This window comes from Aeromonas sp. R7-2 (assembly GCF_040908105.1).
In the GTDB taxonomy this organism is placed as follows: Bacteria; Pseudomonadota; Gammaproteobacteria; order Enterobacterales; family Aeromonadaceae; genus Aeromonas; species Aeromonas caviae.
Genome location: NZ_JBFODC010000035.1, coordinates 92,235 through 115,208, shown reverse-complemented (window position 1 = coordinate 115,208; position 22,974 = coordinate 92,235). Strand labels below are relative to the sequence as shown.

The 22,974-nt window shown below is 63.2% G+C and carries 21 protein-coding genes and 1 riboswitch; of the genes, 12 read left to right on the top strand and 9 right to left on the bottom strand.

The features are described from left to right. The first annotated feature begins 13 nt into the window (after positions 1-13). Positions 14-547: a lipoprotein gene (locus AB5Y47_RS14155; RefSeq protein ID WP_043152620.1), complete on the top strand. Its 534-nt coding sequence runs from the start codon at positions 14-16 to the stop codon at positions 545-547. 69 nt (positions 548-616) lie between these two features. Here AB5Y47_RS14155 and AB5Y47_RS14150 read toward each other — a convergent pair whose 3' ends face one another. Together AB5Y47_RS14150 and AB5Y47_RS14145 are read right to left on the bottom strand one after the other, a co-directional pair. Continuing rightward, the gene (locus tag AB5Y47_RS14150; RefSeq protein WP_010673239.1) at positions 617-916 is read right to left on the bottom strand and encodes a hypothetical protein; all 300 of its coding nucleotides are present in this window, start codon (positions 914-916) and stop codon (positions 617-619) included. Positions 917-964: 48 nt separating this feature from the next. Continuing rightward, positions 965-1,369 carry an OsmC family protein gene (locus AB5Y47_RS14145; protein ID WP_010673238.1) on the bottom strand — a complete coding sequence of 135 codons (405 nt, stop codon included), beginning with the start codon at positions 1,367-1,369 and terminating at the stop codon, positions 965-967. Between the two features lie 374 nt (positions 1,370-1,743). On the opposite strand from AB5Y47_RS14145, the gene crp reads away from it, so the two are divergent. Next, complete coding sequence (crp, locus tag AB5Y47_RS14140; RefSeq protein ID WP_010673237.1) at positions 1,744-2,382, top strand: cAMP-activated global transcriptional regulator CRP; 639 nt, start codon at positions 1,744-1,746, stop codon at positions 2,380-2,382. Between the two features lie 127 nt (positions 2,383-2,509). Then, positions 2,510-3,310 carry a putative RNA methyltransferase gene (locus AB5Y47_RS14135; RefSeq protein WP_368220328.1) on the top strand — a complete coding sequence of 267 codons (801 nt, stop codon included), beginning with the start codon at positions 2,510-2,512 and terminating at the stop codon, positions 3,308-3,310. A gap of 140 nt (positions 3,311-3,450) precedes the next feature. Here AB5Y47_RS14135 and AB5Y47_RS14130 read toward each other — a convergent pair whose 3' ends face one another. The 4 genes from AB5Y47_RS14130 to AB5Y47_RS14115 form a co-directional block, all read right to left on the bottom strand. Then, positions 3,451-6,048 carry a glycosyl hydrolase family 18 protein gene (locus AB5Y47_RS14130; protein ID WP_043152616.1) on the bottom strand — a complete coding sequence of 866 codons (2,598 nt, stop codon included), beginning with the start codon at positions 6,046-6,048 and terminating at the stop codon, positions 3,451-3,453. Positions 6,049-6,159: 111 nt separating this feature from the next. Beyond that, positions 6,160-6,246, bottom strand: a riboswitch (cyclic di-GMP riboswitch). 201 nt (positions 6,247-6,447) lie between these two features. Further along, on the bottom strand, positions 6,448-9,909 hold the full coding sequence (locus AB5Y47_RS14125; RefSeq protein ID WP_182957157.1) for a PAS domain-containing hybrid sensor histidine kinase/response regulator: 3,462 nt from the start codon (positions 9,907-9,909) through the stop codon (positions 6,448-6,450). A 63-nt stretch (positions 9,910-9,972) separates the two neighbouring features. Continuing rightward, entirely contained in the window at positions 9,973-11,115 is a 1,143-nt protein-coding gene (locus AB5Y47_RS14120; RefSeq protein ID WP_010673233.1) for a 3-phenylpropionate MFS transporter, read from the bottom strand. 261 nt (positions 11,116-11,376) lie between these two features. After that, a complete protein-coding gene (locus AB5Y47_RS14115; protein WP_216987943.1) occupies positions 11,377-13,470 on the bottom strand; it encodes a TonB-dependent hemoglobin/transferrin/lactoferrin family receptor in 2,094 nt (697 codons plus the stop codon). A 196-nt stretch (positions 13,471-13,666) separates the two neighbouring features. On the opposite strand from AB5Y47_RS14115, the gene AB5Y47_RS14110 reads away from it, so the two are divergent. From AB5Y47_RS14110 to AB5Y47_RS14100, 3 genes are read left to right on the top strand one after another with little or no spacing between them, the layout of a single operon-like run. Then, positions 13,667-14,635: a ChaN family lipoprotein gene (locus AB5Y47_RS14110; RefSeq protein ID WP_268452297.1), complete on the top strand. Its 969-nt coding sequence runs from the start codon at positions 13,667-13,669 to the stop codon at positions 14,633-14,635. Positions 14,636-14,649: 14 nt separating this feature from the next. Next, on the top strand, positions 14,650-15,183 hold the full coding sequence (locus AB5Y47_RS14105) for a cysteine hydrolase family protein (RefSeq protein WP_182957147.1): 534 nt from the start codon (positions 14,650-14,652) through the stop codon (positions 15,181-15,183). A gap of 57 nt (positions 15,184-15,240) precedes the next feature. After that, a complete protein-coding gene (locus AB5Y47_RS14100; RefSeq protein ID WP_201896623.1) occupies positions 15,241-15,648 on the top strand; it encodes a hypothetical protein in 408 nt (135 codons plus the stop codon). Between the two features lie 64 nt (positions 15,649-15,712). Here the strand turns inward: AB5Y47_RS14100 and hutZ are convergent, their stop codons facing one another. Both hutZ and hutX read right to left on the bottom strand, forming a co-directional pair. Continuing rightward, on the bottom strand, positions 15,713-16,270 hold the full coding sequence (hutZ, locus tag AB5Y47_RS14095; protein ID WP_010673228.1) for a heme utilization protein HutZ: 558 nt from the start codon (positions 16,268-16,270) through the stop codon (positions 15,713-15,715). Next, positions 16,267-16,779: a heme utilization cystosolic carrier protein HutX gene (hutX, locus tag AB5Y47_RS14090; RefSeq protein WP_045523746.1), complete on the bottom strand. Its 513-nt coding sequence runs from the start codon at positions 16,777-16,779 to the stop codon at positions 16,267-16,269. Before hutX ends, hutZ begins: the two co-directional genes overlap by 4 nt. A 167-nt stretch (positions 16,780-16,946) precedes the next feature. On the opposite strand from hutX, the gene AB5Y47_RS14085 reads away from it, so the two are divergent. Genes AB5Y47_RS14085 through AB5Y47_RS14075 form a run of 3 tightly spaced genes read left to right on the top strand, consistent with a single transcriptional unit; the run spans position 16,947 to position 19,627 of the window. Further along, on the top strand, positions 16,947-17,792 hold the full coding sequence (locus tag AB5Y47_RS14085) for a hemin ABC transporter substrate-binding protein (protein WP_103260746.1): 846 nt from the start codon (positions 16,947-16,949) through the stop codon (positions 17,790-17,792). Continuing rightward, a complete protein-coding gene (locus AB5Y47_RS14080) occupies positions 17,789-18,820 on the top strand; it encodes an iron ABC transporter permease (protein WP_039040072.1) in 1,032 nt (343 codons plus the stop codon). The genes AB5Y47_RS14085 and AB5Y47_RS14080 overlap by 4 nt, the downstream gene beginning before the upstream one ends. Positions 18,821-18,835: 15 nt before the next feature. Then, positions 18,836-19,627, top strand: coding sequence for a heme ABC transporter ATP-binding protein (locus AB5Y47_RS14075; protein ID WP_368220326.1), 792 nt, complete (start codon positions 18,836-18,838; stop codon positions 19,625-19,627). 97 nt (positions 19,628-19,724) lie between these two features. Here AB5Y47_RS14075 and AB5Y47_RS14070 read toward each other — a convergent pair whose 3' ends face one another. Continuing rightward, positions 19,725-20,333 (bottom strand): YitT family protein, encoded by a 609-nt coding sequence (locus AB5Y47_RS14070; protein WP_124243950.1) that lies wholly within the window; start codon positions 20,331-20,333, stop codon positions 19,725-19,727. A 292-nt stretch (positions 20,334-20,625) separates the two neighbouring features. Between AB5Y47_RS14070 and AB5Y47_RS14065 the strand changes: the two genes are divergently transcribed. Genes AB5Y47_RS14065 through AB5Y47_RS14055 form a run of 3 tightly spaced genes read left to right on the top strand, consistent with a single transcriptional unit; the run spans position 20,626 to position 22,970 of the window. After that, complete coding sequence (locus AB5Y47_RS14065; RefSeq protein ID WP_368220324.1) at positions 20,626-21,663, top strand: UDP-glucose/GDP-mannose dehydrogenase family protein; 1,038 nt, start codon at positions 20,626-20,628, stop codon at positions 21,661-21,663. 15 nt (positions 21,664-21,678) lie between these two features. After that, positions 21,679-21,975 carry a UDP binding domain-containing protein gene (locus AB5Y47_RS14060; protein WP_368220323.1) on the top strand — a complete coding sequence of 99 codons (297 nt, stop codon included), beginning with the start codon at positions 21,679-21,681 and terminating at the stop codon, positions 21,973-21,975. Further along, positions 21,972-22,970: an NAD-dependent epimerase gene (locus AB5Y47_RS14055; RefSeq protein WP_368220322.1), complete on the top strand. Its 999-nt coding sequence runs from the start codon at positions 21,972-21,974 to the stop codon at positions 22,968-22,970. The genes AB5Y47_RS14060 and AB5Y47_RS14055 overlap by 4 nt, the downstream gene beginning before the upstream one ends. Positions 22,971-22,974 lie beyond the last annotated feature (4 nt).

Sequence of the window (22,974 nt, the reverse complement as noted above, 5' to 3'; positions counted from 1 at the left end):
AAGGAGCTTAATGATGCGCGCTGCACTTCTCTCATTCACGCTGGCAACCCTGCTGGGGGGTTGCAGCTCCGGCCCCGCCGCCCCCACGGTCGAAACGGGCACCATGGTGGTTCGCCCGGCGGAGCATTGGACCTACGGGGCGACACCACGCTATGCGCTGGCCGAACAATTCCAGTATGCGGGCAACAGCGCCGCGCCCTGGCTCGAGCCGGTACAGCAGGCCGTCATCCGGCAACTGGACGGCAAAGGCTGGCGCAGCGTTCCCCTGGATGAGGCCGACGTCTGGGTCGCCATCGGGGTAGCTGGCAGCCAGGACATGAGCGATGGCGAGATCTTCTCCCGCCTCGGCATGACACCGGGCCTGAACGCCGCCGCCAATGCCCGCAAGGGGACCCTGGCCGTCGTGCTGCTCGACGGGCATAGCCAGAAAGCGGTGTGGAGCAGCGCCATCCAGCTCGCCAGCGACGTGCCTGTCGCAGAGGAAGCCCGTGGCCAGCTTAGCCAGCAACTGGCCGCCCAGTTGCTGGGCTCGCTACCGTCAGACTGATGTCTCTTTCAACAAAAACGGCCTGCTTCACGCAGGCCGTTTTCCATGCACGCCGTGACGGCATCAGGGTCACTTCAACTCGCAGGTCAGCTGGGTCACACCGCTCTTGACCAGGGTGGCCTGCTTGTCCTGACGGGAGAAGGTAGTCACCCCGTCGGAATAGCTGGCAGTCTCTTTGGGCGACTCGATGCGCCCCAGCTTGTGATAGACACCGGCATAAGGGAACTGCACCATGTCGGCCTGGGCATCATAGGTGATGGCCAGCAACTCTTCCCCGCACTGATACTGGCTGTATTGATACTGGGTCGGCTGCGGCATGCTGCAGGCGGCCAGACCGAACAGGGGAAGCAACATCATCATTTTTTTCATCGCACTTTCCTTATGTCATGGCGTTATCGACGGGACAAACTTTAGCGGTCAACCCTCAAGAATTTGATAACTATGGGTAATTTCTACCGCTTTTTCCAACATCAGGGAAACTGAACAATATTTTTCCATGGACAGATCCACCGCACGGGCGACCTGCTTCTCCGCCAGCCCCTTGCCGGTCACCACGAACTTGAGGTGGATCTGCTCAAATACCCGGGGAACGGTATCGGCGCGGGTCCCTTCCAGTTCGACATGGCAGGCGGTCACGGACTGACGGGCCTTCTCCAGAATGGAGACCACATCGATGGAGCTGCAACCGCCGACAGCCAGCAGGATCATCTCCATCGGGCTGGCACCTTCACCCGGGTTGGCGCCATCCAGGGTCACCTGATGACCGGACTCGCTCTCCCCCACAAACTTCATGCCTTCCACCCAGCTGACCTTGGCTTTCATCTCTCACTTTCCTCTCAATGACGACGGTTCTAACGCCCATAGCATACCTCAAGCCGGGGTCGAGTGGCACATGCGCCAGGATCTTGCCCGTTCCCGACGATAAAGCCCCGTTTGTGGCGACAGCAGCCTCTCCTGCGAAACGGACGACGACCCAAAGGGAAATAGATCGAAATCAACATCCGACCTCCTCTTCTTGCCTAGAATGCCCCGGACGACGCAGCAGATGGCGGCTCACCGGTGGACGGCAAAACCCCAAAGCCTTGTCAGCACAGGCAAAGGCTCTTATTCTACTGCGACCAAAGAGTAAGGAATGGCAAGCTTGGCAACTTGCCTGGACGCACAGTCCATAAAAATGACACTACAGAGGAAGTCTCATGATCATTGGCAAACCGCAAAGCGATCCCACCCTTGAGTGGTTCTTGTCGCATTGCCACATTCATAAGTATCCCGCCAAGAGCACCCTGATCCACGCCGGTGAAAAAGCGGAAACCCTCTACTACATCGTCAAGGGCACCGTCGCCGTCCTGATCAAGGATGACGAAGGCAAGGAGATGATCCTTTCCTACCTGAATCAGGGGGATTTCCTGGGCGAGATGGGGATGTTCGAAGAGAACGAGAATCCGGAGCGTTCCGCCTGGGTACGTGCCAAAGGCGCCTGCGAAGTCGCCGAGATCTCCTACAAGAAGTTCCGCCAGCTGATCCAGGTCAACCCGGACATCCTGATGCGTCTATCCGGTCAAATGGCCAAGCGCCTGCAACACACCAGCCAGAAGGTCGGCAACCTCGCCTTCCTGGACGTGACCGGCCGCATTGCCCAGACCCTGCTCAACCTGGCCAAACAGCCGGATGCCATGACCCACCCGGATGGCATGCAGATCAAGATCACCCGCCAGGAGATCGGCCAGATCGTCGGCTGCTCCCGTGAAACCGTCGGCCGCATCCTCAAGATGCTGGAAGAGCAGGAGCTCATCTCCGCCCACGGCAAGACCATAGTGGTGTTTGGTACCCGCTGACCGGGTTCCGCCGACGGCGCCCGCACAGCGCCGTTGGATAAAAAGGCTGCCCATGGCAGCCTTTTCCGATCCTCTCCCCTATAATCCCGAACGCCCCGCCGTCATGGCCTTCGCCAAGAGAACTCCTATGCACCTTCAATGCCCCCTTTGCCGCAGCCCCCTGCACCTTCATGCCGCCTCCCGCGGGGTCTATTGCGACAACAAGCACCACTTCGATCCCGCACCGGAAGGCTATCTGGACCTCATCCCCGGCAAGAAGAACCCCAAGGACAGCGACAGCCGGGCCCTGCTGCGCGCCAAGCGCCGCTTCCTGGAACAAGGCCACCAGCTGCCTCTGGTGGACGCCATGGCGAACCTGCTCGCTCCTCTTGGCGATCGCGAGCTTGTCCACCTCGGCTGTGGCGAGGGGTACTACTGCCGCGCCCTGGCTGAGCGGCTGCCCGGCTGGCAGGTCGGCGGTTTCGATCTGGCCAAGAATGCCATCTTCGCCGCCAACAAGGCGCAACCGGAAGGCCAGTTCGTCATCGCCGACCCGGCGCGCGCCCCGCTGCTGCCTGGCACGGCCCAGGTGCTGCTGGTCAACGACCTCAAGGTCAAGACGGAACTCCTGGTCAGCTGGCTGGCACCGGGCGGCTATCTGCTCCACGTGCAGCCCGGCCCTCGCCATCAGTGGCAATTGCGCGTCAGCCTCAATCCGGTGAGCATGGAACATCCCCTGAGCTGGCCCGCCTTCACCGGGCTCGTCAGTGTTGCCCAGCAACGCGCCCAGTTCAGTACGGCGCTGGATCAGGGCCTGCGCGAGCACATTCTGGAGACCAGTCGCCTCGGTTGGCGTGCCAGCGGCGAGCAGCGCCACGCCTTCACCCACCAGGGGCCCGACGCTCTCGAGCAGGATCTGCTGCTCAGCCTGTGGCAAAAACCGCTGTGAACCGGTGACATACCATGAAAAAAGGCCCTGACGGGCCTTTTTGACAAAGCGAGTGCGCCTTTTCCCTGACAGGGAAGAGACACCCAACCACGCAGCAAGACAAAAATGGGGCTCTCGGCCCCATTTTTCTTCACGGCAGATCAGTTGCAGCTCGCCGCGCCCTGATCGACCCAGACGGCGGCCTTGCCGGGCTCATCGCCCTTGGTCCAGTACTGGGCCTTCCACTTGCGGCCGTTGTGGCTGGTGACATCACCGCCGTTGTAGACCACTCCGGCATCCCAACCCAGTTGCACCTGGCTCACCAGTTTCCACTGATCGGCGGTGCGGCTCGGCTCGTTGCCCTGGGTCCAATACTTGGCCTGCCACACCAGTTGCTTGTGGCTCACCTTGTCATTGGTGTTGTAGACGGTACCTGCACTCCAGGCCGGGTGGTTGGCCGCATCCGGATCGCTGGCCTCGCAGCCACCACCTGTACTGGCCGGCTTGACGGTCAGGCGGGTAACGGCTGTGGCATCCAGCGCCCCGTCGGTGACCACCAGGGTCAGATCGTAGGCCGTGTCACTGGTCACGTTCGAGCCCGTGACCACCAGGGTCGCGCTGTCCAGACCGGTGGCGCTGAGCCCGGCCGGCACTGTCCACTGATAGCTCAGGGCATCACCATTGGGGTCGGAAGCGGTGGCCTTGATGCTCACCTGCTTGCCGGCCTCGACGGTCGCACTGGCCGGTACGCTGACCACGGGGGGCAGGTTCGGCTGCGGCGCCTTGTTGGTGACCACCACCTGATCCTTGGCCGAGAGCCCCTGATCGTCGGTCACGGTCAGCTCGAACACCAGATTGATGTCGCTGCTGACGGCATCCAGTACCACACGGGCCTTGGCCTGGGTGGCATCCAGCAGGCTGGCCTGGGGTCCGGAGACCTGTTTCCAGCTGTAGGTCAGCGCCCCGTTTTCCGGATCATGGGAGGCGCTGCCGTTGAGGGTCACCTCGGCCGGACCGGTGGCACTCAGATCGCTGCCGGCATTGGCAACCGGCGGCTTGTTGACCGGCGGTAGCGTACCCTCGCCGTGGCCCAGCCCCTCGTGCATGGCGTTGAGGATGTCGCCGTTGTCCGCATCAATTTCCCAGGCGAACAGACCGCCAAGCTGGTTCGCCAGCACGTACTGCCCCTTGGCCTTGACCGAGCGGTCGTTGTCGAAGGTGATGAGGTCGCCACTGCTGGCCTTGAAGACATAGGGGGCCTCGGCCGACTCGTCATAGCCCTGTTCCCAGCCTGCGCCCATGCGGTTGTTGACGATGTCGCGGTAATCCACTACGCCATTTTCCCAGGTACCGCTCACCGGTCCGGTAGCGGTGCCGGTGAAGGGGTTGCCGGCCTGGTAGTTCTTCACTCCGGTCCAGCCACGGCCATACATGGCCGCCCCCACCACAATCTTGCCCGGTGTCACCCCCTGACCCAGCAGCGCCTTGACGCCCTTGTCAGTGGTGTACTTGGTGGCCGGATCCCAGCTGGAGGCAAAGAGGTTGGTCTGGTGGGCCAGATTCGTCAGGTCGAAGGCGCCGCTGAAGTCGTAGCTCATCAGGAAGATGTGGTCCATGTACTGCTGGGCCGCCTGATAATCCACCTTGGCAATCTTGTCACCGCCGGCGCTGATGGCCGAGGTCAGCTCATACTGGCGGCCGGTCTCGGCTTCCAGTTCATCGAGCATGGCTCGCAACTCCTTCATCAGCACCACATAGGTAGCGCCGTCATTCGGGCCGCCCAGGCTGGGGTTGGCCCCCTGTCCGCCCGGGAACTCCCAGTCGATGTCCACGCCGTCGAAGAATTTCCAGGTCTGCAGGAACTCTTTGACCGAGGCGACGAAGGTATCGCGCTTGGTCTTGTCACCCAGGAAATAGAAGGGATCGGAGAGGGTCCATCCGCCGACAGACGGCAGGATCTTGAGGTCCGGGTGGGCCTGTTTGAGGGCCATCAGGTTGCCGAAGTTGCCCTTGTAGGGCTCATCCCAGGCGCTGAGGTTGCCTTGGGACATCTGGATCGCCGCCCAGGGATCATGGATGGAGACCTTGAAGTCTTCGCGACCCGCACAGGAGCGCTGCAACGCCTCGAAGCTGCCGGAGATCTCTTTGAGGCTGTCGTTGATGCCGTTGCCACCGCAGATGGGGGTGAAGCCGTAGAGGATATGGGTCAGGTTCTGGGCCGGGATCTTGTCCACGGTGAACTTGCGACCATAGACACCCCACTCCACGTAGTAGGCCCCCACCACCTTGCCGGACTTGTTGGCGTAGGGCTTGTTGTTCTCCTTGAGGGGCGCATTGAGCGGCGCCAGGTGGCTGCCGTCGGTATCGGCGACCATCAGCTCCTTCTTGTCGGAGAGGGTGCAGCCATCGGCGTTGCACAGGGCCACCTGCATCTGGTAACGCCCCCCCTTGGTGACCTTGAAGTTGGCGGTACCCGCGGCGGAGGCCGGGCCTGACCACACCTCCTTGCCGTCGAGCAGTACCTTGGCGGTCTGTCCGACGTCACCGGACCAGAGGTTCCAGGTCACGCTGACGGGAGCGCCATCCTTGTGGACGGTCACCAGCTGGTTGTAGGCCGAAGCGGCCTGATTGACTTCAACGATGGCAAACTTGGTGGGGCCGGAGCCAATGGTGGGTTTGCCCGGGGCAGCGGCGAAGGCGGAGGTAGTGCAAAGCCCCCCGACCAGAAGCGCCAGCAGGGAAAGTTTTGGACTTAACATATTTGAACTTCCTTATTTCGTTATTGGAATTAACAACGAAAAAGGCAACGCAACCTGCCAGGTAACGCAGACAACATCGCAACCATGGCTTGGCCCATGGACGATACAACCTGTGGTGGCCCCGCTATCCTAGGTACGCAGACCCTTAGACCGGAAGCTTTGCGTCCCGGACTTTCATCCGGTTTGCCTTTTTGCACAACTTGATTTGCGACAAAAATAATCGCCGAATGACTATAGAGGAGAGTCGCCCGGGTGCCACCTGCCAAAAGTGACACCCAGAAAGACTCAATTATCGCCAATCACGAGAAATGGCGACGAAAATGGCGCCATCATCGGCGATCATGACGCCTGGATGGCATCCAGAAAATGTTCAGCCAATGCTCGATTCTGTGAGACCAGTCACTGAACCGGCATCAGCAGGCTGTTCATCAGTGCGCGCAGCTTGAGAGGTTTGACCGGTTTGCTCACGTAGCCGAAGCCGTGCTCACGGATCTGTGCCTGCAACTCGCTCTTGCGATCCGCACTGATGATGATGCCGCCGATACCGTTGCCGTGGGCCAGCCTGATCATGTGCAGCGCCTGCAACCCGGTCTTGCCGTCATCCAGGTGATAATCCGACAGCACCAGCGCAGGCAGGAAGCCGCCGCCGATGATCTCTTCCGCCTGCTCCAGGCTCTGGGCACAGCGCACCTCGCAGCCCCAGCGTCCCAGCAGCGAGGCCATGGCGATGAGGATATCCTCCTCGTTGTCGATGCAGAGGATCCTGACCCCTTCCAGCTGGCTGTCTCGCAGGGCCGGGGTCGTCACCTGGCTGGGGATGACGGGCCGGGTCGCGAGGTTCAGGGTGATGGCAAAGACGGACCCCGCTCCGGGCCAGCTGCGCAGGGAGAGCTGATGACCCAGCACCAGCGAAATGCCGCGGGCGATGGCGAGCCCGAGGCCAAGCCCCTGCTCCCTGGCGGTGCGGGAGTGATCGAGGCGGGAAAACTCGTCGAAGATCGCCTCCTGCTTGCCCTCCGGGATGCCGGGGCCGTTGTCCCACACCTCGATGCGCACCTTCTCCCCCATGCGGCGACAGCCGAGCAGCACCCGACCGCCGGGGTTGTAGCGAAATGCGTTGGTGAGGAAGTTCTGCAACACCCGCCGCAGCAAGCGCACATCGCTGTAGACCGCAAGGCGGCTCTCCACCACGGAGAACTGGATCCCACCGGCCTGGGCCAGCACGCCGAATTCCGCCTTGAGATTGTCCAGCACATCGCTCAGGGCGAAATCGAGCTTCTTCGCCTTGAACTTGCCCGCCTCGAGGCGCGAGATGTCCAGCAGATCCGTGATGAGATCCTCGGTCGCCCCCAGGGCGTCGTCGATGTGGCGAGCGATGCGGGCCGGTTCGTCCTCCGGGGGCAGCATCTCCAGCAAGGAGGAGGTAAAGAGCTTGGCCGCGTTCAGCGGCTGGGTCAGGTCGTGGCTCACCGCCGCAAGGAACCGGCTCTTGGACTGGTTGGCCCGCTCCACCTGCTGGTTTACCAGCAGCAGTTGGCGGTTGAGTTCGGAGAGCTCGTGGGTGCGCTCGGCCACCCGCGCCTCCAGGTGCTCGTTCGCTTCCCGCAGCACCCGCTCCGCCGCCCTGAACGGGGTGATATCGGTGAAGGTCATGACAAAGCCCCCCGCAGGCATGGGGTTGCCCTGCATCTCGATGACCCGGCCATCGGGACGCTCCCGCGCCGAGACATGGGGGCTGCCACGCTTCATGAAGGCAACCCGCCGCGCCACCTGGGCCTCGATGTCTCCCTGACCGCACAACCCCTGTCCGGCGTTGTAGCGGATGATCTCCTCGATGGAACGGCCCACCTGAATGAGACCGGGGGGATAGGAGAACAGCTCGATGTAGCGTCGGTTCCAGGCCACCAGCCTGAGCTCCCTGTCCACCACGGAGATCCCCTGCCCCATGTGTTCGATTGCCCCCTGCAACAGGCCGCGGTTGAAGCGGAACATGTCGGAGGCCTCGTCCACTATGGTGGCGATCTCCTCGAGCTGCATGTTGCGTCCCTGCAGGGCGGAGGCCAGCACCAGGCGGGCGGACGAGGTACCGAACACCCCGGCCAGCAGTCGCTCCGTGTGGGCGATGAGCTCGGCGGAGGCCTGCATCTGGGGCGCCAGGGTGCCTCCCCGCTCGCCGGCGAAGCGGCCGAAGGCCCGTTTGACGCGGCTGGAACCGACGAAGCGGGCCGCCAGCATCTCCAGCTCCTTCACCGAGACCCGCGCATGATAGAGCGCCGAGGTATCCCGGCTCGTCTTGCCGACGAAGTTGGCGGCCTGCAGCCGCTCGCTCACCGCCGCCCGTGACAGCAGGGAGCCCGCCACATAGCCGGCGAGGTTGAGCAGAAGACTCAGGAAGAGGCACCAGGCCCCCAGGCTCAGATCCCGCACCGCCGGCCAGTCTGGGGGCGCCAGCAGGGCTTCGAGGGGGGAGCCAGCCAGCAGTCCGCTCTCCGCCAGCAGGGTCACGAACCAGAGGCTGACCCCGAGGGCGAGCCCGAGATAGACCCCCTTGCGATTGCCATGACGCCAGTACAGGCCGAGCAGCAGGGCTGGCGCGAACTGGGCCACGGCCCCGAACGAAAGATAACCGATGCGCGACAGACTGGTGAGATCCCCGAGCCAGAGATAGAGCGCCCAGGCCGCCAGCAAAATCAGCAAGATGGCGCCCCGACGCACCTGCAGCAGCAACCGCATCAGGCGCTCGTCCCGCCCCTGTTGCCAGACCCGGCGCAGCAGGACCGGCAACACCAGATCGTTGCTCACCATGATGGCCAGGGCGATGGTGCAGACGATCACCATGCCGGTGGCCGCCGAGGTGCCGCCGAGAAATGCCAGCATCGCCATGCCGTCGAACCCGAGGGACATGGGGAGGCTGATCACATAGGTGTCCGAGGCCATGTCTGCCCCGACCCACTGCTTGCCTGCCAGCGCCAGCGGCCAGATGAAGAGCCCCATCAGGAAGAGATAGAGGGGGAAGATCCAGCGGGCCCAGTGCAAATCCTGCCCCTGGTTGTTCTCCACCACGGTCACGTGAAACTGGCGCGGCAGGCAGATGACGGCGCACATGGCGATCAGGGTGTAGATGGCGAGCTCCAGCAGGCCGCCCGGCGTCACCGCCACCACCGCATCGAGGAAGTCGCCCGCCACCAGGGTACGCGCCTCGCTCGGTCTGGCGATGATGAGCCAGAGCGCAAAGCCCCCCACCGCCATGAAGGCGAGCAGCTTGACCACGGACTCGAAGGCGATGGCCACCACCATGCCCCTGTGGTGCTCGGTGGCATCCAGGTTGCGGGTGCCGAACAGAATGCTGAACAGGGCCAGCAGCAGGGTGACACCCAGCGCCAGCTCCGCCATGTTGCTGGTGGGGCTGACCCCCGTGCTGTTGGCCATCAGCAGATCGAGCCCGGTGACGATCGCCTTGAGCTGCAGCACCAGATAGGGAAGTATCCCCATGACGGCGATGAGGCTGATCACCATGGCCAGGCGCTGGGACTTGCCATAACGGGCGGCAATGAAATCGGCGATGGAGGTGATGTGCTCGCGCTTGGCCACCAGGATGAGGCGGGCCAGCAGGCGCCAGCCAAACAGGAACACCAGCATGGGGCCCAGGTAGATGGGCACCGGCGACCAGGGGGATTCGCTGGCCTGGCCCACGGTGCCGAAGAAGGTCCAGGAGGTGCAATAGACCGCCAGCGACAGGCTGTAGAGCAGAGGCTGCCCCTTGGGGCGACGGCGCTTGTTCTTGTCCGCCACATAGGCGATGAGGAACAGCAAGCCCAGATAGGCGAGCGACAACCCGATCAGCAGCCATCCTTGGTGCATCTCTCTACTTCCCTTTTCCAGATAAGTCGGAGGCCTGCCGCGCCAGAGACCGGCAGACCTGTGTCATCGGCCCTGTTCAGGGCTCTCTTCACGCAGCCGCAACACGAAGACCGGCAGCACTACCAGCACCATGATAAAGAAGATGCCGCCTCCCAGCGGCTCGAACAGCACGCCGCAGATCGCCATCAGGGCCGCCACCGTCATGCCGAGGCCGAGCGCCGCATAGAGCGCCTGGGTGGGGATCTGCTGCTCCGCGGGCAACTGGCGGGTCATGAAGCGGATGGCGCCAAGGTGACTGACGCAGAAGGTGACCCCGTGCAGCAGCTGGCCGAGCACCAGCACCGCCAGGTCGGTAGAACTGCCGAGCAGCACCCAGCGCACCACGCAGCCAAGGGCCCCCACCAGAAACAGCGTCTGGGCGCCGAAGCGCTGGAGGAAGCGCTTGTCCGCGGCGAACATGGCGATCTCCGCCACCACTCCCAGAGCCCATAGATACCCGATCAGGGTGCCGCTGTAGCCGGCGCTCTTCCAGTAGATGGCGCTGAAACCGTAGTAGGCCGCATGACTCCCCTGCAGCAGGGCGGTGATGAGCAGGAAGCGGCGCACCGGAGCCGACCTGAGCGTGACGAGCAGCGAGGCCTTGGCCCGCTCCCCTTGCAGCTCCCGGGGGGCGGGTCGCAGCGGCAGCAGGCTGAGCCCCAGCATGATCAGCAGCCCGGCCACCATGGTGTGCAGCACCCAGTCGCTGCCAAAGTTGCCCACCAGGGCCCCCACCAGGGTGGAGGCGACGATAAAGGCAAAGGAGCCGCACAGCCGCACCTTGCCGTAGTCGAGGTGGGTCTGAACCACCATGCGGGTGGCAAGCGCCTCTCCCATGGGCATCAGGGTCGGGTAGATGAAGTTGGCCGCCAGGGTCAGCACCACCAGCCACCAGAGGCTGTGGCCCAGATAGAAACCGAGGAAGGCCAGCAGACTCAGCAGACAGAGCAGCCGGGTGACGGGCAGCAACTGGCCGGCACCCTTGACTCGCCCCATCACCATCAGGTTGCCGGCAAAACGGATGGCCATGCCCACCCCCAGCAACAGCCCTATCTGTTCAGTACTCACCCCGATGCCTTCCAGCCAGAGCGACCAGAACGGCAGGTAGGCGCCATAAACGAAGTAGAAGGCGCCAAAAAACAGGGCTAACCAGGAGAACGCGGGCATAGAGGCTCGGGCTGCATGACAAGGGGCACAAATGATAACCGATTTCGGGGCGGGGATCCCCAGGCGGCATGACAGATAAAAACCATAAATATCAATAAAGTTGAACCTTTGTCACATCCCCCTGTCTATTGGGTAACACCGCTTCCTGATGAGTGTTGCAATCCTTCCACCCGCCCCTGGCGGGTTTCTTTTTTGCATACGCCGACCTTTATGACAAAAGGGGCCCGAGGGCCCCTTTTCCTTCATGCTGGTCGACGACCATCAGAACACGTACTTGACCCGTGCACTGAGGTTGCGGCCAGGCTCGGTCTGCTTGCTGGTATCTGCGGTGGCGGCAAGGCCGGTGATGCTCTCGTAGCTCACGTACTCCTTGTCAAACAGGTTGAACACCCCCACGTTGAGCTGCAGGTCCTGCACCGGCTTGAACTGGGCATAGAGATCCACCACGCCCCAGCCTGCGCTCTTGATGTTGTCGTTGCCTCGCGCATCCTTGCCCACCTTGTCCATGTCGTCGGCAAAGCGCAATGCGGTGTTGATGTTCCAGTTCGGCTGCTCCAGACGCACCCCGACGCTGCCGTTCAGGGGGCTCAGGCTGTTGATGTAGTTGCCCTCGCCATCCTTGCCCTCGATGTAGGCCAGGTTGCCCCAGACGTTGACCAGCTCGTTCAACCAGTAGTCCGCCTTGGCCTCGGCCCCCTTGGTGGTCGCCTTGTCCAGGTTCTGGTACTGATAGAGGGCGGTACGGCCTTCGGTGCCCACGGCCGTCAGTTCGATGAAGTCATCGAACTTGTTGTAGAAGGTGGCCACTTCATAGCTGAACCCGCCACGGCTGCCGCGCACCCCCAGATCGATGCCGTCGCTGCTCTCTGGCTTGAGGTTCGGGTTGGGCTCGATGCGATAGCCATACGCCTGGTGGTTCAGGGTGGAGAAGGCGTTGTCATACATGGGCACCTTGAAGCCGTGGCTGTACTGGGCGAACAGGTTCGCTGCCTCGTGCGCCTTGAACACCAGCCCCAGCTTGGGAGAGAACTCCCCTTCGGAGATCTTCTTCATGTTCTCGCCGGTGTAGGCGGGATCCTCGTCCGGGGTCATCTTGTAGTAGTCGTAACGCACGCCCGGGGTCAGCACCCAACGCTCGCCGAACTTGATCTCGTCAAAGGCCCAGAGCGCACTGCGCTCGCTGGTGGTGGAGGGGAAGCTCAGCTCGTTGTAGCCGACGAAGTCACCCGGAACGGTCGGCCCCTTGAAGCGGGTGCGCTCGTTGTCGGTGTGCTCGTATTCCAGGCCCCAGGCCAGACGCTGGCTGGCGAGCGCCTTGTTGAACTTCACCTGGGCGCCCAGGCTCTCCTGCTCGAAACCGTTGTGATCCAGGGAGTTCTTGGTCACATAGGGGTTGCCCGGCATGACCGGATACTTGGACGAAGCGTACTGATCCAGGGTCTGCTTGGCGCGGCTGTAGTAGATCTTGCTGTCCACGCGATCCGCCCAGGGGGCGTTCAGGGCGAGGCCATGATCCAGTACCAGGGAGAGGTTGTCGGTCTCCTTGTCGGTAATGGGCTGGTTGAAGACGGAGCCCGCCTTGGTCAGATCGATGGCATCCGGATCCTGCCCCTCGGTGAAGTAATCCACCGTCAGTTTCAGGAACTGATCATCGGAGAGATTCCACTTGCTCTTGAACAGCACGGCCTGGCTGACGATGTCGAACTCGTTCTTGTCGCCGTCATAATTCTGGGTGACACCGCCATCGCGCCAGGTGTAGCGCAGCAGGTTCTCGACTTCCCCGGTGCGCAGCGCCCCCGTGATGCCGGCCATTCTCTGGTGGCTGCTGGAGGCATAACCCGTGGTCGCATCCAGATAGCTGTCGCGGCCCTTGAGGAAGTCGCCAGCATCCTTGGTGGTGATGGCAATGACGCCTCCCAGAGCATCGGAACCGTAAGCGGCGGAGGCCGGCCCTTTGGCCACTTCCACCTGCTTGATCATGTCGGTGTCGAAGTAGGTCTGACCCACGCCGCCATTCTTGTAGGCATCGTTCTGGCGCACACCGTCCTGCACCACCTTGACCCGGTTTTCGCTCATGCCGCGAATGGTGAAGGTCTGGGCATCTCCTGCGCCTCCCTGCACGCTCACCCCGGGCTCATAGCGGAACAGATCGGCGACGTTGCTGACGACCTGCTCTTCAATCTGCTCCGAGGTAATGACGGCGATGGGACCGGAAACATCTTCCAGCTTCTGTTCCATCCGTGAGCCGCTGACGACCATGACTTCATCGGCTTTCTTGTCTGCGGCGAAAGCGGGGGAGATCAGCCCGGCCGCCACGGCGAGGGCTATCAGGGAGGGGGTGTTGTTGTGCGCCACTGCAAAGTCCTTATTGAGAATTATTATCAAGCGGAAGGCATATTACCCCGCCAGAGACAAAGATCAATAATAAAGTGAATCATTCTCATTTCACTTTGTCGTCATTCCCCCTTACACTGGCGCCACTTTTTCGCTCGCCATGCCGCCATCCCATGGTGCAGCCTTTTCCCATCCCCTGTTTCTTGAGTGAGTAACCATGATCCGACGACTCCCCCTGCTCGCCCTGCCCCTGCTGCTGGCCGCCTGCGCCACCACGCCGCAGAACACCCCACCCGAGACCCTCTATCACGCACGGCTCGATACGGCCCAGGGGCAGGCGCTGACCTTCGAGCAGGCGGTGGCGCGGGTGGCGGATGCCGACATCGTGCTGGTGGGGGAGCTTCACACTCACCCGGCCATCCATCTGTTGCAGGCACGTCTGCTGGCGGGGCTTGACGAGATGTCGCAAGCCGATGGCCGGGCCCTGGTACTCTCCATGGAGCAGTTCAGCCGCGCCGATCAGCCGGTGCTGGATGCCTACCTGGCCGGACGCATCGGCGAATCGGCCCTCATTCGAGATGGCCATGCCTGGCCCAACTACCAGAGTGATTACCGCCCTCTGGTGGAGTTCGCCAAGGCGCAGCACCTGCCAGTGATTGCCGCCAATGCCCCCAAACCTCTGGTGAGCTGCGTCGGTCAGGAGGGACCGGCCTGGCTCGACAAACTGCCGGCCAATCGCCGCAGCCAGCTTGCCCGCGAGCTGACTCTGGGGGATGACGGCTACCGCCAGAAGTTCATGGCCTCCATGCACCATGGGGATGCGGACGGCAATGCCCGTCGCTTCGCCGCCCAGACCAGCTGGGACGACACCATGGCCGAAAGCATGGTGGATTATCTGGGCAAGCATCCCGGCAGGCGCATCATGCATATCGCAGGCAACTTCCACGTGGAGGGGGGACTCGGGATCGCCAGTCGCATCGCCAGCCGCAATCCGGCACTCAAGGTGGCACTCATCGTGCCGCAAACCGGTGACGAGACAGCCCCCGGGAGAGACGCCGATGTCAGGGTCCGCATCGCTCCCCTGCCGGAACGCTGGCTAAATGCAAAGGAAATGAAGCAAGATATGGGCGCACTGCATCAATCCCGAAGCCGTGACTGCAGCCAATGGTTGCAACCCTCAAAATAGCCCAAGGATTTCATATGGATGTGTTACTCGTCATCGACATGCAACAGGGGTTGTTCGATAACCCCCGCCATCAGGATGCCCAGGTCATCGCCAACATCAATCGTCTGGCCGATCGCGTGCGGGGCCAACACGGACGGGTCATCTATGTGCAACACGACGAACCGGGTTCCGAACTGGAACCTGGCAGTGCGGGCTGGCAACTGCACGCCGATCTGGCCCCATCTCCCCACGACAGCCGGGTGCGCAAGACCGCCTGTGACAGCTTCCTCGATACCGAACTCGGCTTCCTGCTGGCAGAGCAGTCGGTAGACAGACTGCTTATCTGCGGCTGTGCCACCGACTTTTGCGTCGATACCACGTTGCGCAGCGCCGCCGCCAGGGGCTTTGACGCCTTTGCGGTGACCGACGCCCATACCACGGCGGACAGGCCGCACCTGAGTGCGGAGCAGATCATCCAGCACCACCACTTCATGTGGCAGCATCTGAGCCTGCCTCAAGGCAGAAGCGTGACCCTGCTCACGACGGATGAGCTGCTGGCCACCATTTAACCCGAGCGGGCGTGTTAAGCTGCCCGTCCTGATGTGAACACCCGATTGGAGTCTTGTGTGCGTCTACTCTCTGCCGTTGCCCTCACGCTGCTGTTACCGGCGCTCACCGCCTGCTCCGGATTGCCGGGGGCAGCACCCGATGGCCCGGCCCCCCTGTTCCACACCCATATCAGCGACGACGGGAGCAAGCGCTTCACCTTTGAGGCCGCCCCTCTCGACGTCCTGCCAACCCGGTTGCAGGAGGGAGATGACAACCGGCTGAGCCGCCGCGACAAGAGCCTGCTGGAACGCCGGGAAGCCCTGCAGGACGAGCAGCTCACCCAGATGCTGGCCACGCGCAAATATTGCCGAAGCGGCTATATCGTCCTCAGCCAGACCTCCTGGAAGATCCGCGGGGAATGCAACGAGAGCGCCACCCAGGCCGATCGCGATGCCTTCCCCAACCTGGCAGGCTGGCAGGAGTAACCCGGGACATAACAACAAAACGGGCAGCCCAGGCTGCCCGTTTCTCATCTCGCTGATTGTCCCCTCAAACGGGTTCATCCGCCGGGCTGGTCAGCTCGGCGCCGTTGTCGATGCGTTTGTGCCCTTCCACCAGGTGAACGAAGTCCACCAGTTCGTCGCCGGAGACACGGAACGCCTGACCGAATCCCTTAACGAACAGTCCCTGCTCGGGCTTGAGCCTAAACAGCACGAAGTCCTTGAGGTTGGAAAGCCCTTTGACGATTTCGCCGAAGCGCCCTTCCAGCGCCGCAACGGCCTTCTCCCAGCGTGCGTCGTCGCGCGCCACCACCTCGGCGACCGCATCGAAGGTCAGACGCTTGCGGGCAAACAGCTCGCGTGCCCCGGTTTCGTCCTCGATCAGCATCAGCGATACCTTGGGCACCTGTTGCAGGTTGCGGGCGTGGCGAGCTATCTCGGAGATGAGCACATAGTATCCATCTTCCTGCAGCACGAAGGGGGCATAGCTGGCATTGGGGTTGCCTTCGCCATCCACAGTGGCGAGCTGCAGGGTACGGCAACCGTCGCGGAACTCGCGGATCTCCGGTTGCAGGCGGTTTTGCAGGCGCTCCTGACGTTCACTCATGCTTTCACTTCCTCTTGATACTGACGGCGCAGGGCCATGAAACGCTCCACCTGCTCAGGCAGCAGTTGACGCTGCTCGTCCCGGCCCAGGTAGATCTTGAAAATGCAGCGGCCACTGTGGCCGAAGAACTGGAAGGAGTGCCCTTCCTTGCCCATGAAGAGCTTGCTGACCAGGGCGATGCCCGCCACATTGTCGAGCTTGAGGTGGCCGTGCAGTTCGCCGTCCCGCCCCATCAGGTTGTAGTAGCCGCGCGCGTTCTTGCCCTTGGGGAAGGGAGCCTTCACCTCGAAGATGGAGCCATCGGATTCGACGATGGTGGTCACCTGACCCCAGCTGGACAGGTCCGCCAGCAGGGCTTCGGCCTCCCCGGCAGGCACTTGCGTCATCAGGGCGGCAGGCAGATGGCGTACCACCTCCCACTCGCTGACGGCCAGCTCGGTGGCGAGGGTGGACGGGTGGGCGCTGGGGTCTTGCTCCAGCAGCGCCTGAATGCGTTGTGCAATGCTCATCGGTTCTCCCTGGATGATCTGGCGATGGTGCTCGGTGTCGCGGCGGATACTGTAATAAAGCGCCCCAAGTAACGCAATTGATAATCGCTTTCATTCTCAGTGCATTTTGATGGACGACTTGATATTCTCGGCGGCAACCCTATTTCATTCACCCTTCGGAGGTTCGCATGGGCCGTCGTTTTGCCCTCGCATTCAGCCTGCTCGGCTGTGCCCTTTCCCTCTCTTCCCCATCCGTCATGGCGGGGGAGCGTATCGTCAGCATAGGCCCGGCCACCACGGAACTCATCCTGGCACTGGGAGGCGAGCAGAGCCTGGTCGCCACCGATGTCAGCAGTCCGGAGCCCAGAGGCGTGCCCAAGGTCGGCTATCACCGCGCCCTCGCCGCCGAAGGGATCCTGAGCCTCTCTCCGACCCTGGTGGTCGGCAGCGACGAGATGGGCCCGAACAGCACGCTTGATCAGTTGCGCCGTGCCAACGTCAAGGTCGAGGTCATGGCCACAGCCCCTACGCTGGCCAACCTCAACGAGCGTATCGATACCCTGGCCCATCTCCTGGGTGACCAGGCGGCAGGGAGCAAGCTCAAGGAGGAAATTGCCGCCCAGAGCGACACCCTGGCGGCGCAGGCGAAGCAGAACAAGCCCCTCAAGGTCGCCTTCCTGCTGCTGCACAAGGGTCAACCCACCAGCATCGCTGGCGGCAACACCACCGCCAGCGCCCTCGTCACCCTGGCGGGCGGCGTCAATCCGGTGGCTGGGCTCCACGACTACAAGCCCGTTTCCACCGAATCCCTCATCGAGCTGCAACCTGATCTGGTGCTGGTGAGCGGCCGCGACTGGCAGCAGTATCAGGATCCCGACGCCGTCCTGAGCCAGGTGCCGGCTCTGTCAGCCACCCCGGCAGGCAAGAACAAGGCTATCCACGCCATCGACGGACATGCCCTGCAAGGGGGCCTCAGCCTTCGTTCCCTGCAACAGGCGAACCAGATCGCCCAGTGGATCAAGCAGGGTTCCTGATGCGCCTGCCTCTGCCCTGGCTGCTCGCCCTGACCGGCTGCGCGCTGGCGTTGCTGCTGGTCGGGTCCCTCGCGACCGGCCCCATGTCCCTCTCCCTTGGCGAGAGCCTGCGCGCCCTGTTTGCCGGACCACAGAGCGGGATTGAGGCTCACAAGTTATTGATCGTGCAGGAAATCCGTCTGCCACGAACCCTGCTCTGCATCGCCGTGGGGGGCATTCTCGGCCTCTGCGGCGCCGTCATGCAGGGACTGTTTCGCAACCCCTTGGCAGACCCCGGCATCATAGGGGTGTCGGGTGGGGCGGCACTCGGCGCAGCCCTGGCCATCGTGCTGCTCGCCCCGTTGGGCTCGCACCTGCAGAGCCTGCTCGGCCTGGGGTTGCTGCCCCTGCTCGCCTTTCTCGGCGGAGCCCTCACCACCACCCTCGTCTATCTGCTGGGTACCCGGGAAGGGGGCACCTCGGTCACCGTGATGCTGCTGGCCGGGGTGGCCATCACGGCGCTCTCCGGCGCCGTCATCGGACTGCTCACCTATCTCGCCGACGATCAGATGCTGCGCAACCTGAGCCTGTGGCAGATGGGCTCCCTGGCGGCAGGCAAGCCGGTCGATGTGACGCTGGCGCTGCTGACCCTGGCCGCTTTGCTGCTGCTGTTCATGCGTGATGCCAATCCCCTCAACGCCCTGCTGCTGGGAGAGGGAGAGGCACGGCATCTGGGGGTGAACGTGCAGACGCTGAAGCGTCGCCTCATCCTGCTCACCGCTGCCGGTGTCGGCGTGGCGGTGGCCGTGGCGGGCATGATCGGCTTTGTCGGTCTGGTGGTTCCCCATCTGGTACGGCTGCTGGCCGGTCCCAACCATGTCCGCCTGCTCCCGCTGTCAGCCCTGCTGGGGGCTGGCCTGCTGCTGGGGGCCGACATGCTGGCGCGTACCCTGCTCGCACCGGCCGAGCTGCCGGTCGGCATCATCACCGCCCTGCTGGGTGCCCCCTTCTTCATCTGGCTCTTGGTCAAGAGCCGCCGAACCCTGTAACAGGAGATCGCCACCTTGCCCGGATCCCCCTCCCCCCTGCTCAGTTGCCGGGGCCTTCGCCTCAGTCGTGGCAACCGACTTATCCTGGACAGCCTGGATCTCGACCTGCATGCCGGCAGCCTGACCGCCCTGCTCGGCCCCAACGGGGCGGGCAAAAGCTCGCTGCTCAAGTGCCTGACCGGCGAGCTGGAACATGAAGGGGAGATCCACCTGTTCGGCCAGACCCGCAGGGGGTGGGCCGACAACGCTCTGGCCCACAGGGTCGGTGTGCTGCCGCAAAGCTCCTCCTTGAGCTTCCCCTTCCTGTGCGCAGAGGTGGTGGCCATGGGCCGGCTGCCCCACAGCGAGCCTGCCAGCCGGCGCGACGAGATTGTCCGCGCCGCCATGACCCACGCCGGGGTCGACCATCTGGCGAACCGCCTCTATCCCGGCCTCTCCGGCGGGGAGCGTCAACGGGTGCAGTTCGCCCGGGTGCTGGCCCAGATCTGGCAGGCACCGGAGGAACCGCAGCAAGCGCGGCTGCTGCTGCTGGACGAGCCCACCTCGGCGCTGGATCTCAAATACCAGCACCAGTTGCTCGCCATGGCCCGGGCGCTGGCCGGCCGCAACACCGCCGTGCTGGTGGTGTTGCACGATCTCAATCTGGCAGCCCGCTACGCCGATAGGCTGGTGATGCTGGAGCAGGGCAGGCTGATGGCTGACGGCAGCGCAGGCGAGGTGCTGACCCCGGCGCTCATCGCGCGCCTCTACGACTACCCCGCCCAGGTGATCCACCACCCCGAGAGCGGCGTCCCCATGGTGGTGTGACACCCGGGGGCAGATAGCAACAGAGCGCCATCAGGCGCTCTGTCTTTTTGCGGTATCCAGCCCTGGGCTGACCAGCAGGGCAATCCCCACGGGCACATCAGGCTATCTGGTAGCGCCCCGGCTTGTGATTGAGTGTCAACACCAGGTTACAGATGATGGCAGCCACCACGGAAAGCGCCAGCAGCCAGGGGGAGACCACGAAGAAAGAGGCGACGACGATGGCGCAATCCAGTCCCATTTGCAGCTTGCCTGCCCGCACACCCCATCTGTCCTGAATGAAGAGCGCCAGGATGTTGAAGCCCCCCAGGCTCGCCTTGTGGCGGAACATGATGAGCAGCCCCATGCCGATCAGGGTGCCGCCGATCAGCGCCGCGTAGACGGGTTCGATCTTGCCGATTTGCAGCACGGCGTTGAGGTGATCCGTCATGAAGGAGACGGTGGCCACGGCGGCAAAGGTATTGAGGGTGAAGCGCGGCCCCAATCTGAGCCAGGCCAGGGCATAGAAAGGCAGGTTCATGGCGAAGAACAGCAGGCCGAAGCTGATGCCGGTCACCTGTTGCAGCAGCAGCGCCAGGCCGGCGGTGCCACCGGTGAGCAGGCCGACCTGATGGAACAGGAAGATGCCGAGGGAAACGAAGCCTGCTGCGGTCAGCAAGGCGAGCACATCCTCATACAGTGGATGCGCAGAGCGTGAAGTGTTGTCCATAACCAGGTATCCAGTCGCGAAGCAAGAGAGTGTTGGCCGCCCGTCGGGCGGAGCGAGCCCCGTGAACCGGGGCTTCGTTATGCCGACAGTCTCCATTTTGAGTGAGATGGATCACAAGTCCCGCCCTTCACGCGCCAAAATGGTGCGCGTCATCCAGGCGTTACAATCCTTGCACCAAAATGTCCCACGCTCACCGCCGGCATGATGCTGAAAAACCTGAAACGGGGCGCTGCCCCCGCACCCGAATCGTTCTAGAATGAGTCGCTTGTCACTGCCAGCGGAACAACAGCGGATGAGAGTCACCGTATTCGGAATAGGTTATGTCGGGTTGGTTCAGGCCGCCGTACTGGCGGAGATGGGTCACAAGGTGATCTGTGTGGATGTGGATGCCGACAAGGTCGCGGCCCTGAAAGCGGGACACATTCCCCTCTTCGAGCCCGGCCTCGCCCCTCTGGTGCTGCGCAATCATCAGGCCGGCCGCCTGATCTTCACCACAGACCCGGCACGGGCGGTGGAGTTTGCCGAGCTTATCTTCATCGCGGTCGGAACGCCGCCGGACGAGGACGGATCCGCCGACCTCCATCAGGTGATGACGGTGGCGGACACCATAGGCCGCCTGATGCAAGGGGGCAAGGTGGTGGTCAACAAGAGCACTGTCCCTGTCGGCACCGCCAGCCGGGTACGGCGACACATTGCGGAGCGCCTCGCCGACCGTGGTCTCGATCTTCCGCTCGACGTGGTCTCCAACCCCGAATTTCTCAAGGAGGGCGCCGCCGTCGCCGACTGCCTGCGGCCGGATCGCATCATCATCGGCACCGACTCCGATCACGCCTTCTCCCTGCTGGAGGAGCTCTACGCCCCCTTCAACCGCAAGCGAGACCGCATCCTGCGGATGGATGCACGCAGCGCCGAACTGACCAAGTACGCCGCCAACGCCATGCTGGCGACCCGCATCTCCTTCATGAACGAGATGGCCACCCTGGCCGAAGCCCTGGGCGCCGACATCGAGGAAGTGCGCAAGGGCATTGGTGCCGATCCGCGCATCGGCCACCACTTCATCTACCCGGGCTGCGGTTATGGCGGATCCTGCTTCCCCAAGGATGTCAGGGCGCTGATCCACACCGCGAAGGAGGCGGGGTGCGAGACCCCCCTGCTGCGCTCGGTGGAGAAGGTCAACGAGGCGCAGAAGCACAGGCTCATGACCCGGCTGCACCACCATTTTGGTGCCAGTCTGTCGGGGCGCACCTTCGCGTTATGGGGACTCGCCTTCAAACCCAATACCGACGACATGCGCGAAGCCCCGAGCAGGGTGCTGATGGAGGCGATCTAGGCGGCAGGAGGCAAGGTGCAGGCGTTCGACCCCGAGGCCATGACCGAGGCCGCCCGCCTCTATGGCCAGCGGGCGGACTTGACCCTGTGCGACACCCAGGAAGCCGCCCTTCAGGGGGCCGATGCCCTGCTCGTCTGCACCGAGTGGCAACAGTTCCGCGCACCGGATTTCGACCTGCTTCGCCAGACCCTGAAGCAGGCCATCATCTTCGACGGCCGCAACCTCTATGATCCGGCCCGTCTGCGCCAGCGCGGTTTCACCTACTATGCCATCGGCCGTGGCGACAGCCTGACCCATCAGGAGGAGCGATGAAGTACCTCGTCACCGGTGCCGCCGGGTTTATCGGATTTCATGTGGCGCGCAGGCTCTGTGGCGACGGCCATCAGGTGGTGGGGATAGACAACCTCAACGACTACTACACGGTGAGTCTCAAGGAGGCGCGCCTCGCCCTGCTCACGCCTCTGCCCGGCTTTCGCTTCGAGCGCACCGATCTCGCGGACCGCGCGGCCATGGCTTCGCTCTTTGCCCGCGAGCAGTTTGACCGGGTGATCCATCTGGGGGCCCAGGCCGGGGTGCGCTACTCCCTGGACAACCCCTTCGCCTATGCCGACAGCAACCTCACCGGCCACCTCACCGTGCTGGAAGGGTGTCGCCAGACCCGGGTGCAGCACCTGATCTATGCCTCCTCCAGCTCGGTCTACGGGCTGAACGAACAGATGCCGTTCAAGCCGTCCCATGGGGCGGATCATCCCGTCTCTCTCTATGCGGCGAGCAAGAAGGCGGGAGAGCTGATGGCCCACTCCTACTCCCATCTCTACGGTCTGCCCACCACCGGGCTGCGCTTTTTCACCGTCTACGGCCCCTGGGGTCGGCCCGACATGGCCCTGTTCAAGTTCGTGCACGCCATCCTGAACGGCGACCCCATCGACCTCTACAACCAGGGCCAGCTCAGCCGGGATTTCACCCATGTCGACGACATCGTCGAGGGGATAGTGCGCATCTCAGACAGCCCCCCCGCGGGCGATGCCCACTGGCAGGGGGCCCCGGACGCCAGCCCGGCCCCCTATCGCCTCTTCAACATCGGCAACGGCAGCCCGGTCAGGCTGCTGGACTTCGTGGATGCCATCGAGGCGGCCCTCGGCAAACGGGCCATCCGCAACATGCTGCCCATGCAGCCCGGCGACGTGCTCGCCACCTGGGCCGACACCCGCTCGCTGTTCGACGCCACGGGCTATCGCCCCCGTGTCGGGCTCAAGGAAGGGGTAGACAGCTTTGTCCGCTGGTATCGGGACTACTACCGGGTCTGAGCCA

What these genes read in the sequence shown, in the direction of transcription:
- AB5Y47_RS14155 (WP_043152620.1), top strand. Translation starts at nt 14, where the DNA reads ATGCGCGCTGCACTTCTCTCATTCACGCTGGCAACCCTGCTGGGGGGT.
- AB5Y47_RS14145 (WP_010673238.1), bottom strand. Translation starts at nt 1,369, where the DNA reads ATGAAAGCCAAGGTCAGCTGGGTGGAAGGCATGAAGTTTGTGGGGGAG.
- AB5Y47_RS14110 (WP_268452297.1), top strand. Translation starts at nt 13,667, where the DNA reads ATGATCCGACGACTCCCCCTGCTCGCCCTGCCCCTGCTGCTGGCCGCC.
- AB5Y47_RS14065 (WP_368220324.1), top strand. Translation starts at nt 20,626, where the DNA reads ATGAGAGTCACCGTATTCGGAATAGGTTATGTCGGGTTGGTTCAGGCC.
- AB5Y47_RS14150 (WP_010673239.1), bottom strand. Translation starts at nt 916, where the DNA reads ATGAAAAAAATGATGATGTTGCTTCCCCTGTTCGGTCTGGCCGCCTGC.
- hutZ (WP_010673228.1), bottom strand. Translation starts at nt 16,270, where the DNA reads ATGAGTGAACGTCAGGAGCGCCTGCAAAACCGCCTGCAACCGGAGATC.
- hutX (WP_045523746.1), bottom strand. Translation starts at nt 16,779, where the DNA reads ATGAGCATTGCACAACGCATTCAGGCGCTGCTGGAGCAAGACCCCAGC.
- crp (WP_010673237.1), top strand. Translation starts at nt 1,744, where the DNA reads ATGATCATTGGCAAACCGCAAAGCGATCCCACCCTTGAGTGGTTCTTG.
- AB5Y47_RS14125 (WP_182957157.1), bottom strand. Translation starts at nt 9,909, where the DNA reads ATGCACCAAGGATGGCTGCTGATCGGGTTGTCGCTCGCCTATCTGGGC.
- AB5Y47_RS14120 (WP_010673233.1), bottom strand. Translation starts at nt 11,115, where the DNA reads ATGCCCGCGTTCTCCTGGTTAGCCCTGTTTTTTGGCGCCTTCTACTTC.
- AB5Y47_RS14055 (WP_368220322.1), top strand. Translation starts at nt 21,972, where the DNA reads ATGAAGTACCTCGTCACCGGTGCCGCCGGGTTTATCGGATTTCATGTG.
- AB5Y47_RS14105 (WP_182957147.1), top strand. Translation starts at nt 14,650, where the DNA reads ATGGATGTGTTACTCGTCATCGACATGCAACAGGGGTTGTTCGATAAC.
- AB5Y47_RS14135 (WP_368220328.1), top strand. Translation starts at nt 2,510, where the DNA reads ATGCACCTTCAATGCCCCCTTTGCCGCAGCCCCCTGCACCTTCATGCC.
- AB5Y47_RS14085 (WP_103260746.1), top strand. Translation starts at nt 16,947, where the DNA reads ATGGGCCGTCGTTTTGCCCTCGCATTCAGCCTGCTCGGCTGTGCCCTT.
- AB5Y47_RS14130 (WP_043152616.1), bottom strand. Translation starts at nt 6,048, where the DNA reads ATGTTAAGTCCAAAACTTTCCCTGCTGGCGCTTCTGGTCGGGGGGCTT.
- AB5Y47_RS14070 (WP_124243950.1), bottom strand. Translation starts at nt 20,333, where the DNA reads ATGGACAACACTTCACGCTCTGCGCATCCACTGTATGAGGATGTGCTC.